The following is a 15,694-nucleotide window of genomic DNA, read 5'->3' on the forward strand; positions in this document are numbered from 1 at the left end:
TTGAAAGCTGATTCAAACTTGGATGACAGGCGACCATTTTCTTCATATCCGAGGATAGATCATCCCACCCCTGCAGTTCACGGCAAGTACTGAGCGCAAAACACTTCTCAAGCAAGCTTCATCAAAGCTCGGTGTCGTTACAAGCCCTGACCCATTCGTCAGGATCATCGTGGCGCCACCGACATGAATCGGACTACTACGTCCAGTGTTCACGGCCATCTGCGCCGATCCAAACCAGACCCGCCGGAGCATCGGTCAAGAACCAGAGGCCGAATCCATCGATATCATCTTCACCAGGATTTTCGGGCCAAGCGTTTGAGATTAGCGTCAGCTGCTCCCTCCAGTCGCCTTGCAAGAACACCCCGTCCGTTGCAAGCCTCACTTTCCCTTCCCTCAACAAACGACCCATCAACTCGAAGAACGCGTCTTTTCTTTCGGAGATCCCAACACCTCCCATTTCCATCGTCATGTGCTGCCAGACGGTACCCATTGATAACCCAAACGAAGAAGTCACCACTGCACAATAAATCCCATCTTTCATTTGAACTTCACCTCTACTCGCTTTCCATTATTTATGGATTTATCCTGCACATCAATTGTCCAACTCGCACCAGTCTTCTGCGCGCTCGTTGAAAAATCTCTAAGAGTTATCTTTGCACCAGAGCTCGTGGTTGCCGTATAAAGAAGACCCTTTCCAGGTACGACCTTCGCGACAGGCATGCGATCAGTTCCAGTCAGCTGTCTGAAATACAGCATGACATCGGATGTGCTTGCACCAATATAAACCGGAGCACCCGTACTGACTTGAGCATCGGCCTTCAAGACCTTTGAACCAAGATTCAGCTGAAAATCCTTAGGATCCAATGACTTGCTATTGTATTGGTGTGCGAGGTCATCAATTCGCTTTTGCGAGTACGCCTGAAGAACGGATTCAGGTTGTTTGAGAGACAAATCGGGCCCTGCCGGGCGACCTGCGATTCTCTCCAGTGCGGACTTCTCCGCATCCACTTGCGTCCCGCTTGAGGTATTCGGTGTCCCATCACTCCGTCCGCTCCCAAAGCCTCCGTTGCCGCCGACTATATTGACCATTCCATAGCGTCGTGCCAGCAACTGTGCCAGCCCAAGGCCTACTTCGCCTGCAGTCTCCTTGGACCACAGCCCATATTGATCGATGGAAGTGTCGACACCGGCGGTCCACTGCGCCAGCGCGGCCACCGTATATTCCTGAGGCAGGATATAGACGGGCTGGAGCCCCCCGTTCTCAAAAATCAGCTCGCGATAGGCACGTCCATTCATGGAGTGAGCGAACGAGGAAAGCGCCTCGCTGCTACGGCCGAGATCATCGAACAGTCCAAGCTCTCCGGGCCACGAGCCATACTTGTAGGAAACGGCCGCATTCACAAACGCCTGACACGCAGGGCTCGCCGAGTTCGCTGTACAAACCGAGAGCAGCTCATAGTCCATTCGCTCCGACAGTTGCTTGGCAACGTCACGCACCATCTTCTGACATGACGTGTCGCTGCCGCACTCGTCGAGTTGCTGCTTCATTACTCGAGCCTGATCCTCGGCAAGGAAGTTGTTCTCAACCGAGTTCTTGGCAATCCCCGCATTCAACGCGATCCCAGCCAGATCCTGCCCCGACAGGCCACCCGCCAGTGCACCCACCGCCTGCGACAGCGCCAGCACCATCTCCTTCTGTTCCGGGCTCAGCCTGGAAGGATCGCCCCCGGTCAACGTATCGGTCAGCACCTTCGCTGCCAACTCGCCGCCGGCCGCCGATACGGCACCGGTCCCCGCATTGCCACCATTGGCTTCGGCCAGCAGCGCACCCAGCACCGCATGCGACAGCAATTGCAGCGTTGCGTTCGGGTCACTGCCATGGTTCGGGTCAAGCGTGCTGCCGATGAAGTAGGCGGCATATGGCGCCAGTGCATTGGAGGCGACCTGACCAGCACCTTGTCCCGCTGCGCCTCCCACAAGGGCGGTCGTCACTGCGTTCAATGCGCGGTTGTATTCACCGCCCGTGCCCCACTTCTTGGCATTTTCGTAGGCCGGGCTGTTTGCCGTCAGCACCGCATCGCGTTGTTCCGCGCTTAGCGCGTTGAATTCGTTCTTCTGTTCCGGCGACAGGCCGTCGTAGTACGCCTGGGTCGCCTTGTTGCTCTGATAGGCCTGCACATCCACGGAGACCTGCTTGCTGGTGGCAAGCACCGTGCTGACTGCGTTCGCCATTGCCTGCTGGTCAGCCAGCAGTTTGTTCGCATCAGGCATCGCTTCCAGCGCGCGGTGTGCAGCGGCTGCATCGGTGTTGACGCCCAGCTCGGCCGCGGTGGTCTTCCTGCCGCCGATGGTGATGTTGCCCTCGGTCAGCGTCGCACGCGTGCTGGAGCTGTCGCTGCCGCTCTCATGCATGGGCAGCCCACCACCTATCGAGACACCCGTCGGCCGCCCCAACTCGCCGGTCACGATGCTCGTGCCAATGCCCTTCAGCTGCTCGCCCGCGCCCACGCCCTTGCCGGCCGAGCCCCTGCCTGCGTTGCCGAAGCCCCCACTGATACTCCCCGACGTGGCCTTGTAGTCCATCTGGTTCTGCAGGTCGGTGAACGTCAGCGAATCCGCAGTCAGCTCGCTGTTTCCTGCATTCGTGCTGGCGATCGCGCCGCCTACCAGGTTCACCTGGCCAGCATCCACGTGATAACCGCCATCGCCGGCGAACAGGCCACTCTGCTGCCCGACGCCCTGGTAGCTGCCGTTGGCCTTGCCTGCACTGGCGTAGCCGTCAGCATTCCAGGCCGTGCCGAACGATACCTGCACACGGCCACCCACCTGGCTGTTCTTGGACATGCTCTCGGCGATGTCCTGCAGCGATTCGACGGTCAGCGTGCCACCGGTCTTGACGTCGATGCGGTCGGCGGTGGCGGTCGCGCCGCGAAGGGTGGTATCGCCCTCGGCCTTCATCGAGATGTTCTTGCCGGTCAGCGTGGTGTTCTGCCAGGTGCTGCTCTCGGCATTGGACTTGCTGCTGCCCACACTCGCTTCGGCGTAGACATACACACCGGTCTGCGCACCCACCGCGACGCCCACGCCGACTTCGGCGCCGGCATTGCTGCTCTTGCTGCGGTCGGCCACATGCGCTTTGCCGGCTTCCAGCAGGATGTCACCGGCCGAATCCAGACTGAGCGTGTTGCCCGCGCTCAGATTGCCCTGCACCACGTGGATGTCGCCCTGGGTGCTGGTCAGGTTGACGTTGCCGCCGCCCTGGATGGTGGAACCACGCGAGACCTGGCTGCTGCCATCGGCACTGCTGCTGGAGGTCTTGAAGCCGACGCCGGCCTCGGCACTGAGCAGCGCCCCGCCTCCGCCCTTGCCGGCCATGCTGGAGATGGCACTGGCGGCCTGATAGGCATTGGCACCAGCAGCAAGCCCCTGCATCTTCTGCAGGCGGTCGTCGGACTTGCGGGCGGCATCGACGTTGTTGAGCAGATCGATCAACGGCGACTTCACCCGCGCGAAGGCACCGATCTTCAGGTCCTTGTCGCTCTGCGAGTAGTGACCACTTTCGTCGGCGGTCAGCAGCTCGATCTCAGCGGCAGTGATGTTCACGTCCTTGGCCGCCACCACATTGCTGGCGCTCTGCGTGTACTTGCCACCGGCGGTGAGGTTGACGTTGCCGCCGAGGCTGCCAACGGTGCTGGCCACCTGCGAAACCTGCGCGCTGTCATCGCGATGCTGCTCGCGATGCCAGCCGGAGAACTTCTCGGTATCGGAGATCTGCACGGTGCCGATCGCCTTGCTGTCCGAGCGGTTGGCATTGCTGACCGTGTCCTGCCCACTACGGATCGTCAGGTCGCCCGCAGCGCGGATGCTGACGTCCTTTTCCGCCGCGATGTTGGCGGCGGTCAGGCGGATATCACCCTCGGTGGTGGCCATGCGTACACCGCCACCCACCGACAGCTGTGTGCCGGTGATGGTGTCGCTCTGGCCAGCGCCCTCGCTGCGCGAATTGTTGGTGCCAAACGGCAGACCGGCGGAGTTGGTGGCGATACCCCAGCCCTTGCCACGGCTGTCGCTGTCACTGCGCTCGGTGTTGTGCGCGACATCGAACACGATGTCCTTGGTGGCCAGCAGGACAGCATTGCCCTCGGCCGACATCTGCGCACCCTGGCTGGTGATCGAGCCGCCATTGGCGATCAGCGAGAGATTGCCGCCTGCATTGAGGTTGCTGACCCGGGCGTCACTGGTGGAGTGGCTCTGGTTGCTGTTCGAGCGCTGGCTGCCGGCCGTGATCGCCGGTAGCACGGCCGCCGACACGCCGGCCGCCACGCCTTCAGCGGTACGCGTGATCCGGCCCATCATCGTGCCACTGTCGGCCATGCCTTCGGTGGCGTTGTCGCGTGCGGTGCGGTACGCCTTGGCCGGGTCGTAGGTGACGCCCACCGAGAACCCGCTGGACTTGCTCGACTGGCTGGCCTGGGTGTCCACTGTGTCCTGGCGGGCGAGCAGGTTGATGTCCTTGCCAACCAGGGTCAGGTCCTTGCCTGCGGCCACATCGGATGCGGCGATCGTCAGCTGGTTACCGGCGTTGATCAGCACACTGCCTTCGCGCGAGGCGATGGCCGAGCCGACCTGGGTGGTTGACTGCTCGGCAGAACTGCTGCTGTTCTTCGAGCTGCCGTAGCCGATCGAAGCGGTTCCATTGGAGAAGCCACCGGTGAAGCCGGACTTCTTCCTGCTCTCGCTGGACTCGCTGCTGTGATGGTCTTCCGCAGAAGTGATCAGTACATTGTTGCCCGCACCGAGGACCACTGTGCCGGTGGCGTCAACCACCGCGCCTACGGCGGTCAGATCGCGGCCGGCGGTGACGCTCACGCTCTCGCCCATCAAGCCGGTGCCAATGGCATAGCTGTCGCTGCTCTCGGCATGGCGGGTGGTGGTGGTGCTCGACAGGGTCTTCTTTTTCTTGTCGTAGCTGTCCAGGCTGAAGTCATGCGTTTCGTTGGCCGAGAGCAGGTTGACGTCGCGACCGGCCGCCACGCTCAGCGTGCCATCCGAGCTGGCGACCTGGGTGGCGGTCAGGTTGATATCGCGGTTCGCCCTCAGCACTACATTGTCGCCAGCCTGCAACTGGCTGCCACGCACGGTCTCGTCACTCTGGCTGATCTGCAGCGAACTGCGCTTGCCACCGGCACTGAAATCACTGCTGCGGCTGTCCACCAGCACCTGGCTGTTGATGTCACCACCGGCCTGCAGGGCCATGCCGCCATCTGCCTTGATGCGGGTTGCGGCCAGGTTGATGTCCTTGCCCGCGGCCAGCACCACATCGCCAGCGCCCTCAATCGACGTCACCGCATGCGTGGTCTGGCTGTTGCTGGTGTGATTGCGGTTGTCGTGGTTCAGCGCACTGCTCTGGCCCAGCGTCTGCGCGCCCAGGTCCAGGTTGCCACCAGCAGCCAGCTGGGTGATGCCATGCGTGCCGGCATTGCGGATCTCCGCCGCCTTGAGGCCGATGTCACCGCCAGCCACCACCGACAGCACGCCTTCGCCACCGGGATTGGTGACATACAGGCCGGCTACGCGATCCAGCGTGGTCTTCTGCTGCGACAGGCGATCGCCCTGGTCCTTCCATTCCGTGGTGGTCGAGGCCACGGTGATGTTGCCGCCGGCCTTCAGTGCGAGCGCATCGGTGGCCTTGACGGTACTGCCGATGATGTCGATGTCCTGCCGCGCCGACAGGCCCACCTGGGCACCGCTGATCTGGCCGCCGGACAGGTTGCGGATGTTGCCGGCATCGATGCTGACCAACTGGCGGCCGGCAATCGTGCCGCTGTTGACCAGATCACCGCGCAGCTTGACGTCCACCTCCGCGCCGGCCAGCAACGCGCCATCGTTGCCGAGGTCGCCCGGCAGGACCCGCAGGTAGACCTGCGGGACCAGCGCACGGACCACCGAGCCATCTGCCAGGGTGACGTCCTTTTCCACCAGCCAGACGATGTCGCTGGTCAGCCGTGCCATCTGCTCGGCGGTGAGCGCCACGCCCGGTCGCAGACCCCACTCGCTTGCGACCGTGGCCCCGGCCTCCAGCAGCGCGCGGTACTGCTCCTCGTCGCTGGCATGGCCGGTAAGGAAGCGGCGGCCGGTGAGCTCTCCGATTTGCTCGCGTACCAGCTTCTGCTCGTAGAAGCCGTCACCCAGGCGCTTCTGCGTCTGCGAGGGTTCGAAGCCTGCGCGTTGCAGGAGGTAATCCGAGCTGAGCCAATCGCGGTAGCTGGCAAAGCGCGGATCGGTTTCCACGATGTGATTGCCACGGTTGGCGTCCACGTTGAACAGGCTGGCCGTGGGCGCACTGGCATTCGGGCTGGTGGTCACCACCACGCGCGGGTCAGAACCGGTCGTCGTGGTGGCCTGCTTGCCCTCCACGGCGGTGTTGCCACCACTTCCGGTGTGCTCCCCGGCGCGGACCGTGGCCGGGCCATTGGCATTGGCCTGCCCGGCCTGTGCCGCACTGATGTCCTGCGCCGTGCCGGCACCGGTGCCGGCGTTGCCGGCCTGACCGGGCCCCTGTGCGCCTGCCGCATCTGCGCGCACGCCGTCGGCCTGAGCAACCGCCTGCTGATGGCTGCCACTGGCGCCCTGCGCCGCGCCGGCCGTGCCCGGCCCCTGCGCGTCCACGTTGCCCGCACCCTGGCCGCTGCTCTGGCCAGGTCCCTGCACGTTGCCGGCCCCCGGGCCGACCGCACCCGCACCGCGGCCGCCGGTATCCAGCTGCGCGGTTCCCTTGCCACCACCGGCGTTGGGGTTGCTGCCACCGGTGTTGTCGTTGCGCAGGTTGCCGACATCGATGCTGAGCTTGCCACCGGCTGTTATCGACGAACCCAGCGCACCGGTCTTCTCGGTGATGGGGGCCGCCTTCCAGCGGCTGGAGGAGCCACCGTAGGTGATGGACACGTTGTCGAAGGTGCTGGTGCGGGTCAGCTGCTCCGCTGCATTGATCACCTCGGACTGGTCACGGTTCAGGCCGACAATGGCCAGGTCCCGGCCCGCGGCGATGTTGGCGAAACGGTTCTCCAGCCGATCGGTGCTGATCCGCATGTTGCCGCCCGCATTGATCACGGCATTGTTGCCAGCCGATACCACCACGTCTTCCACGGTGGTACGGGTAGCGATGCGGGTCTTCTCGTTGCCGCTGGTGTCCTGCGGGTGGCGCTGCATGTTGATCAGCGTCGATTCCGGGTTGTCGTAGTCCGGATAGGTGATGATCTGCACGCAGGTGGTGGTGCAGGTGCCGTAAGCGTTGTTGTACCTGAGGGTGTCGGTCACGTACTCGATCGGCGGCGAACCGGCCCCGCGGACGGACAGGTCGCGGAAGGGATCTTCCGCCCCCGCACCGAGCTGATCGGGATTGTTGCGGTTGTCGGCACGGCCAACGTAGTAGACCGTGACCGTACCGTCCTGCACGTTCAGGCGTTCGCGCGACGCGCGCGCACCGTACGCGCCACCGCGGGCGAAGGCGTAGGCACTGGTGTTGCTGGTCAGTCGGATGACCGCCTTGCGGATCTGCTGGCCATCCGGGGTGACATACGGGGTGTCTTCGAGGATGTCGGACGGATCGAGGTAGTAGATCTCGTACGGCTGGTAGTTCGACGTCGCGCGGAAATCCCGGTTGTTGTTGGTGGCGTTCTTGAACCAGCCAGGCTGCTCCAGCCGGACCGGCGCATGCACGGTGGTGACCTTCTCCACGACCACGTTCTCGCGGATGTTGTTCACCGCCAGCGCGGACAGGTCCAGATTGCCGCTGACCTCGATGGTGGAGCCGATGTTGTCCACCCGCTGCGCGCTGCCTACCGCGGCCAGGCCGTTCAGGGCGCCGCCGATGGCGGCGTCGCCATCACTGAAGATCAGGCTCTTGCCGCTGTTGGTCAGCGTGCCGACGCCGAGGTCCAGGCGCTGGCGCGCGGCGATGGTGCCCGCACGGTCCGCGCCACCGATGTTGGCGGCGAGGTTGTTGAGCGATCCCGCCTGGATGGCGACGCGGTCACCGTAGATGCGGCCGCTGCCGATGTTGTCGACGGTCGCGGCGGTGATATGGGTGACGTTGCCATCCAGCAGGCCGTAGTTGACCAGTGCGCCCCCCGCTGCAAGGCGCGTCAGGCCGATGCTGCTGATCTCGCCGGTGGAGGCGTTGGTGATGTTGCCGGCGTTGATGTTGACGTTGGCGCCCGCCAGCTTGCCGCTGTTGTCCAGGTTGCCCTGGATGGACAGGCTCAGCGTGCCGTTGGCCACCATCTCGCCGCGGTTGGTGTGGCTCTGGCCCAGCTCCAGGGTCATGTCACCCTGCGACATCAGCCGGCCATCACCGATGATCTCGCGGGTGCGGAGCGTCTGCTGCCTGCCGGCCACCAGGGTGCCACCGCTGTTGACCAGAGTATCGGCGCGGACATCGGAGGTCAGCGCCGCCGACACCTGGCCACCGCTGTTGTCCAGGCGCTGGTTCACCTGCAGCAGCAGGTTGTCGGCAATCACCTGGCCGTTCTGGTTGTCCAGGTTGCCGGTGGTCAACTGCAGGTTCTTGCCCTGCAGGCCCAGCGCAGGGCCATTGGCCTGGCTGAGCGTATTGCGGTTGTCGATGTAACCGGCCTGCAGGTCGAGGCGACCGGTCGCCGCCACCAGACCGCCACTGTTGAGCAGGGCGCCCTGCAAACCGATGTCGGCATTGCCACCGGCGGTCACGCTGCCACCGCTGTTGGCCAGCTGCTGCGCGCGCAGCAGCAGGTCGGCTGCACTCACCAGCGAGCCGCCGCCACTGTTGTCGATGTTGACGGCCTGCACGTCGGCGCCGGCCTTGGCGAACACCGAGCCGCCTCGATTGTCCAGATCACCACTGCGGATCTGCAGCGTGCCACTGCTGACGATGCCGTTGCCATTGGAAGCGGCGTTGGTCAGCCGCTGTCCGGAGGTGTCGATGCTGAGCGTTGCCGCCGACTGCAGCAGGCCACCGGTGTTGTCCAGCGCACCACTGCGCAGTGCTGCATTTCCGGAAAGGCTGGCAATGATGCCGCTGCGGTTGTCCAGCGCCTGGCCGCGGGTATCCAGCTGCAGGTCGTTGGCGATGATCCGGCCACTGGTGTTGCTCAGGCCGCCGGCCGAGACCTGCAGGTGCTTGCCGGCCTGGACCAGGCCGCCGCCATTGCGCAGCAGATCGGTGCTGGTCAGCTGCAGATCCTGCCCCGCAGCCACGGTGCCGCCGCTGTTGTTGATGGCCTGTGCCTCGGCCACCAGCGCGCCTCCCGCAGACAGGGTGCCCTTGTCGCTGTTGTCGAGCAGGCCGTCCACGCGCACGGTCAGCGCGCTGTTGCCATCGCTGTGCACGGTGCCGCCGCGATTGTCGAGCGTGCCCGCGCTGATGCCTGCATCGCCCGTGGTCAGGATGCGACCACCGCGATTCTCCAGCGCATGGGTGATCGTCAGGGTGCTGCTGCCGCTGCCGGCGGCCTGGAGGGTACCCAGGTTGTTGAGCAGCTGCGCGCTGCGCAGATCCAGCGAGCCGTTGCCGGCCAGCGTGCCCCCGCTGTTGTCCAGCCGGCCGCGCGCAGACACCTTCAATGTATCGGTGCCGGAGGCGATGATCGATCCGCCCGCGTTGAGCAGCGTGCCGGTATCCACGGCGATGTGGGCAGCGGCCATCGTGCCGTCGCGCAGGTCGGTGGTTTCGCCGGTCAACTGCAGGGCGCCATTGCTGAGCAGCTTGCCGCCCTGGCCGTTCACGGTGTGCGCGTTGATCGCCAGCGTGCCGGTTCCGGCCTGCTGCACGGTACCGCCGGCATTGTCGAACAGTGCGCTGGTCAGGGTCAGGTCGCCATTGCTGGCGATCAGGCCGTTGCCGCCGTTGTCCAGCGAGGTGGTGGCCTGCACGGTGCTGGCCTGCGTGCCCGTCGCCAGCAGCTTGCCGTTCTGGTTGTCGAAGCGGTCGGCGTTGACGGTGAAGTGATCGGCATTGAGCGTGGCACCGCGATGGTCCACAGTCATCGCATCCAGCTGCAATGCGCCTGCCGTGGCGATGCTGCCGCCGGCCCCGTCCAGCTGGGTGGCCTTCACGGTCAGGGTGCCCTTGCCGGCATGGACGATGCTGCCTGCGGCATTGACCAGCTGCCCGGCGTCCAGGCGCAGGTTGCCGGCATTGCTGGCGAGGGTGCCGCCGCCGTTGTTGAATCGGCCGGTGACGGAGATCCGGCTGTCGGACGTACCTGCCGAGCTCAACGTGCCGCCTGCATTCGACAGCGAACCGGCGTTGATCTGCTGTGCGCCGTTGGCGGCGATGGTGCCGCCGTCATTGCCGAGTGCACCGCGCACCTGCAGCGACATCGCCTGGCTGCCGGTGGCGTTCAGCGTACCGGCCGTGTTGTCCAGCTGGTCTGCCTCGATGCTGACCTGCTGCGCGGCGGTGGTGCCTGCGCTGAGATCCAGGGTCTCGCCCTTCAGTTGCAGCTCGCCGTTGCTGACGATGCGGCCGGCGTGGCCCTGCAGCGTGGTGGCATCGATCTGCAGCAGGCCGTCACCCGCCTGCTCGATGCTGCCGCTGCGGTTGTCCAGCGAAGCCGCCGCCACCTGCATGCCCGCGCCGCTGGCGATGACGCCCTTGTTGCTGTTGTCGAGCAGGCCATCGGCCTTGACCACCAGCCGTGCGGCGCTGTGCAGCGTGCCGCCCTGGTTGTCGATGCCGCCGGAGCTGATGCCAAGCCCACCGTTGGCCAGGATGCGGCCGCTGCGGTTGTTGATGTCGTGGCCGATGATCAGCTGGCTCGCCGCTGTACCCGCCGACTGCAGCGTGCCGCCCGCGTTGACCAGCGCGGCACTGCGCAGGTCCAGCCCGCCATTGCTGGACACGGTACCGCCGCTGTTGTCGATGCGTTCGCGCGCGCTCAGCCGCAGCATGTCATTGCCGGTTGCGGTAAGCGTGCCACCGGCGGTAATCAGGGAGCCGGTGTCGATCTCGATCCGCTTGGCGGAGGTGACACCTGCCCGCAGGTCGGTGGTGGTGCCCTTGAGCAACAGGCCGCCATTGCTGACCAGCGTGCCGCCGGTGCCGTTGAGCGTGCCGGCGTCGATCGACAGCACGCCTTCACCGGCGTGCTGCACGGTGCCGCCGGCATTGCCGAACACCGCCGCCTGGATGCCAAGGTCGCCGTTGCTGGCCAGCAGGCCGCCCTCGCCGTTGTCCAGCGTGCCGACCACGTTGATCGTGCTGCCCTCGGCACCGGTCGCGATGACCTTGCCGGCCCGGTTGTCGAAGGACTGTGCGTCCAGTGCGATGCGCTCGGCCTGCAGAGTGGCACCGCGATGGTCCACGCTGCCCGCCTGCAGGGTGATGCCGCCTGCACTGGCGATGCTGCCACCCTGGCCGTCCAGTTGCCCGGTACGCAGCAGCAGCCCCTGGGTGCCGGCATGGCTGAGCGTGCCCTTCACGTTGGCCATGTGGCCGGCATCGATCTTCAGCGCGGCGCCGTTGCTGGCGAGCACGCCGTTGCTGTTGTCGAACAGGCCCGCCACATGCAGCTCGGTAGTGGCGCTGCCTGCCGAACTGAGCGTGCCACCGCGGTTGGAGAGTTCGCCGGCTTCGATGCGCTGGGCACCGTTGCTGGCGATGGTGCCCGCGTCGTTGGCCAAGCGGCCGCTTACCTGCAGTGCCAGCGTCCCGCTGCCGGTTGCGCGCAGCGCGCCTGCGCTGTTGTCCAGGCTGTCGGCCACGATATCGAGCTGCTCGGCCGCCACGCTGCCGCCGCGGAGATCCAATGACCCGCCCTGCAGTGACAGCGCGCGGGCGGCCCCGATGCTGCCGCCCTGGCCCGACAGCGTTTGCGCCTCGATGCGCAGGTTGCCGTTGGCGGAGATCGAGCCGCTGCGGTTCTCCAGCTGCGCGGCGCGGATTGCGGACGCAGCATCACCGGCGGCAATCAACTTGCCATGGTCGTTGACGAAGCGGCCTGCGTGCACGTCGACCGCACCATTGCTGCCCAGCGTTCCGCCGGTATTGTCGAGCAGGCTGCTGGCCTGCAGCTGGAGCGCCTGGGTGCCAAGCGCACTCAGCTGGCCGCCGGCGGTGATCACGGTGTCGCCGTCGATGCTGATGCGCTGCGCGGTGGTGATGCCGTTGCGCAGATCGAGGGAGTCGCCCTGCAGGTCCAGCGAACCGTTGCTGAGCAGGGTGCCACCGGCGCCGGTCAGGTCCTGCGTGGTGATGAACAGGCTGCCGGACCCGGCCTGCTGCACGGTTCCGCCGGCATTGCCGAAGGTACGCGCGTGGATATCCAGGTTGCCATTGCTGGCCAGGGTGCCGCCATTGCCGTTGTCCAGCGTGCCCTGCACGCGCAGCGTATTGCCACCGGTGCCGGTAGCGATGATGCGCCCGCCGCGGTTGTCGAACCCGGTCGCGGTGATGTCCAGCTGCGCGGCAGCCAGCGACGCGCCCTGGTGATCGACCTCGGCCGCAGTAAGCTGCAGAGCGCCGGCAGTGGCGATCTGCCCCTTTGCTCCGTCAAGGCGCCCGCTGTCGATGACCAGGCCGTCGCTGCCAGCATGGCTGAGGGTACCGCCGGCATTGACCAGCGCGCCGCTCTTCAGCTGCAGGTGGGCGGCATTGCTGGCGATGCTGCCGCCACTGTTGTCGAGCGTGCCGTCGACCCGGATCTGCGAAGCTGCCGTTCCCGCCGAATTGAGCGCACCGCCGCGGTTGGACAACGCACCCGCCTGGATCTGCTGCGCGCCATTGGCGCTGATGCTGCCGCCGTCGTTGCGCAGCAGGCCCTGCACCTGCAGCTGCATCGCGTTGTTTCCCAGTGACAGCAGGCTGCCGCCGCTGGTGTCCAGGCCGGTGGCCGTGATCTTCACGTCACGGGCGCGGGTGCTGCCCTTCTGCAGATCCAGCTGCTGCCCGCTCAACTGCAACTGGCCGTTGCTGGCGATACTGCCGCCAGCCCCCTGCATGGTGGTCGCCTCGATCTGCAACGTGCCGGTGCCAGCATGGTCGATGCTGCCGCCATCGTTCAGCAGGCCATCGGCCGTGATGTCCAGATCGCCATTGCCGGACAGCAGGCCGCGCTGGTTCTGCAGCCGCTGGCTGGCGTGGATGCGGCTGGTGCCGGTGCCTGCGGCGATCAGCTTGCCGCCGTCGTTGATGAGGATGCCGCTGTTGATGTCCAGCGCACCATTGGCGCCCACGGTGCCGCCGCTGTTGTCCAGGGTGCGCGATACCTGCAGCTGCAGCGCATCGCCGCCGGTCGAGGTCAGCGTGCCGCCGGCGGTGGTCAGGTCGCCGGCGCGCACATCGATGCGCTGCGCGGCGGTGGTGCCATTGCGCAGGTTCAGGGTATCGCCGTGCAGCTGCAGGGCGCCGTTGCTGAGAACGGTGCCGCCCTGGCCCTGCAGGTTGGCGGTGGTGATGCGCAGGTTGCCGGTGCCCGCCTGCTGCACGGTGCCGCCGGCATTGCCGAAGGACGCTGCATCGATCTGCAGGTCGGCGTTGCTGGCCAGCAGGCCACCGTCGCTGTTGTCCAGGTGATTGCGGACGTTGAGCGTACTGGCCTGCAGCCCCGCGGACAGCACGCGGCCGCCGCGGTTGTCGAAGTCCTGTGCGCTCAGGCCGAGCTGGCGGGCGACCAGCTGCGCACCGCGGTGGTCGGCACGGCCCAGCAGCAGGTCTGCCGCGCCGGCGGTGGCAATGCTGCCCTGCACGCCATCCAGTACCTCCGCACGCAGCAGCAGGCCCTCGCTGCCGGCGTGGTTGATGCTGCCCCGGGTGTTGACCAGGGTGCCGATGTCGAGGCCGAGGCGCGTGGCATTGCTGGAGATGCTGCCCTCGCTGTTGTCGAGCTGGCCGATCGTCCAGGTCGTCTCGGCACTGCCACCGTGGGCAAGGCTGCCACCACGATTGATGACCGATTGCGCCTGCAGCTCGAAGCCACGGGCGAAGGTCATGCGGCCGCCACTGTTGTCCAGCTGCTGCACCTGCGCGCTGGCCGCGCCCTGGACCTGCAGGGTGCCACGCATGTTGCGCAGCGCCTGTCCCTGCACCTGCAGGGTGCTTGCGCCCAGCGTGCCGTCGCTGTTGTCCAAGCTGTTGCGGGCGCTGAGCTGCAGGTCGCCACTGGCTTCGATGCGGCCGCCGTCGTTGCCCAGCGTTCCAGCGATGTTGAGCACGCCGGCCGCCAGCGGCGGAAGCGGCGTGACCGGCGGGGTGCCGCCGCCGGTGCCGGGAGTGCCAGTGCCCGGAGTGCCGGTACCTGGCGTACCCGTGCCTGGCGTACCCGTACCCGGCGGGGTGCCGGTGCCGCCGGTACCGGTGCCTGGCGAAACACTGGCCACGTTGCCGATGCGGCCCTGCAGGTTGCTGACGTCGGCCGCCTGCAGCTGCAGCGCCTGCGCTCCGAGCTGTTCGATGCTGCCGCCGCGGTTGCGCAGCGCATCGGCATTCACTTCGATGCGTCGCGCATTGAGCGTGCCGCCACTATTGTCGACATCTGCCGGGGTCTGCACGCGCAGCTCGCGCTCGGCACTGAGCGTGCCGGCATTGGCGATGCCCGCGCTGGCGTCGATGCGCAGGTCCTGCTGCGCATGCATCGCGCCAGTGTTCTGCAGCCGGCCGTCGACGGTGACCACCAGCTCGCCGGCCTGGGCACCGATCTTGCCGGCATTGCTTACGCCCACGCCATGTTCGTTGCCGACCAGCCAGATGCGGTTGGCATACATGCCGCCCAGCGCGCCCACATCCAGCGCGAAAGTGGGCGCGGCGGACGTAGGCTTCTGCTGCTGCACGCTGCTGTGGTCGGCACTGACCACGTTGCTGCCCAGGCTCGCCTGCAGCTGGTTGGCCCAGATGCCGGCATTGACCTGCAGCGAACGGGTGATGATGTCGGTGTAGTCGGCGCGGCTGGTATCCAGGCCCGCGCCACCGACGCCGATGCTGCCACCTTCGACGCGATAGCCTTCCAGCACGCCATTGCTGACGATCGGCGTGCCGGTGGTCAGGGTCACCCGGCTGGCGTTGAGGAAGCCCGCGCCATTGATCTGGATCCCGGCCGGGTTGGCGATGACCACCTGCGCCCGCGCACCGGCCACCTCCACATAGCCATTGAGGTGGCTGGGATTGCTGCTGTTGACCTCGTTGAGGATGACCCGCGCGGTGCCCGTGGCCAGCCACGGATTGCCCTGCACCCAGCCACCCAGCTGGGTCTGCACCTCGCCGCGCGAGTTGTTGAGGATCACGCCCTGCTGGCCGACGTCGAACTGCTGGTAGGTATTGCGCGACACCCCGCCCGCACTGGGCGTGGTGATGTTGACCTGTGGCGTGCCGTTGGCCGAGGTAATCACCGTCGGGCGCTGGTTTGCCGGCGCGCCCGGGTCGGCGGCGATGCGGCCCGGGTCGGCCGGCGCCTGCTGCGCGGACAACGGTTGCACCAGCCCCACCCAGCCCAGCACCAGCCACAACGCGAAACTGATCGGACGCAGGGTGCCGACCGTGCGGCCTTCACGATTGTCGGCACCGCCGTGCGCGGCGTTGACCAGCTCGGACGCAACCTGCATGACCCCGAGCGTACGGTTGAAGACCAGACGGTAGACTTTGTTCACGGCGCTGATTCCTTTCGGTGCTGTTGGGTGGTTTGCGCAGCGGGCTGCGCGGTACCGCATCGTGTTGGCCGCGCTG

At 66.1% G+C, this 15,694-nt stretch carries 2 protein-coding genes; both read right to left on the reverse strand.

Translation table 11 applies throughout. The features are described from left to right. Positions 1 to 196: 196 nt before the first annotated feature. Positions 197 to 541: a DUF596 domain-containing protein gene (locus D7T59_RS04385; RefSeq protein WP_099605663.1), complete on the reverse strand. Its 345-nt coding sequence runs from the start codon at positions 539 to 541 to the stop codon at positions 197 to 199. Beyond that, the gene (locus D7T59_RS04390) at positions 538 to 15,618 is read right to left on the reverse strand and encodes a hemagglutinin repeat-containing protein (protein ID WP_180851053.1); all 15,081 of its coding nucleotides are present in this window, start codon (positions 15,616 to 15,618) and stop codon (positions 538 to 540) included. The genes D7T59_RS04385 and D7T59_RS04390 overlap by 4 nt, the downstream gene beginning before the upstream one ends. Positions 15,619 to 15,694: the final 76 nt, after the last annotated feature.

Origin of the sequence: Stenotrophomonas maltophilia, assembly GCF_013464915.1 — a bacterium.
Classification (GTDB): domain Bacteria; phylum Pseudomonadota; class Gammaproteobacteria; order Xanthomonadales; family Xanthomonadaceae; genus Stenotrophomonas; species Stenotrophomonas maltophilia_AT.

Bases quoted from the DNA above. Each gene is read 5' to 3' on its own strand.
- D7T59_RS04385 (WP_099605663.1), bottom strand. From the start codon at position 541: ATGAAAGATGGGATTTATTGTGCAGTGGTGACTTCTTCGTTTGGGTTA.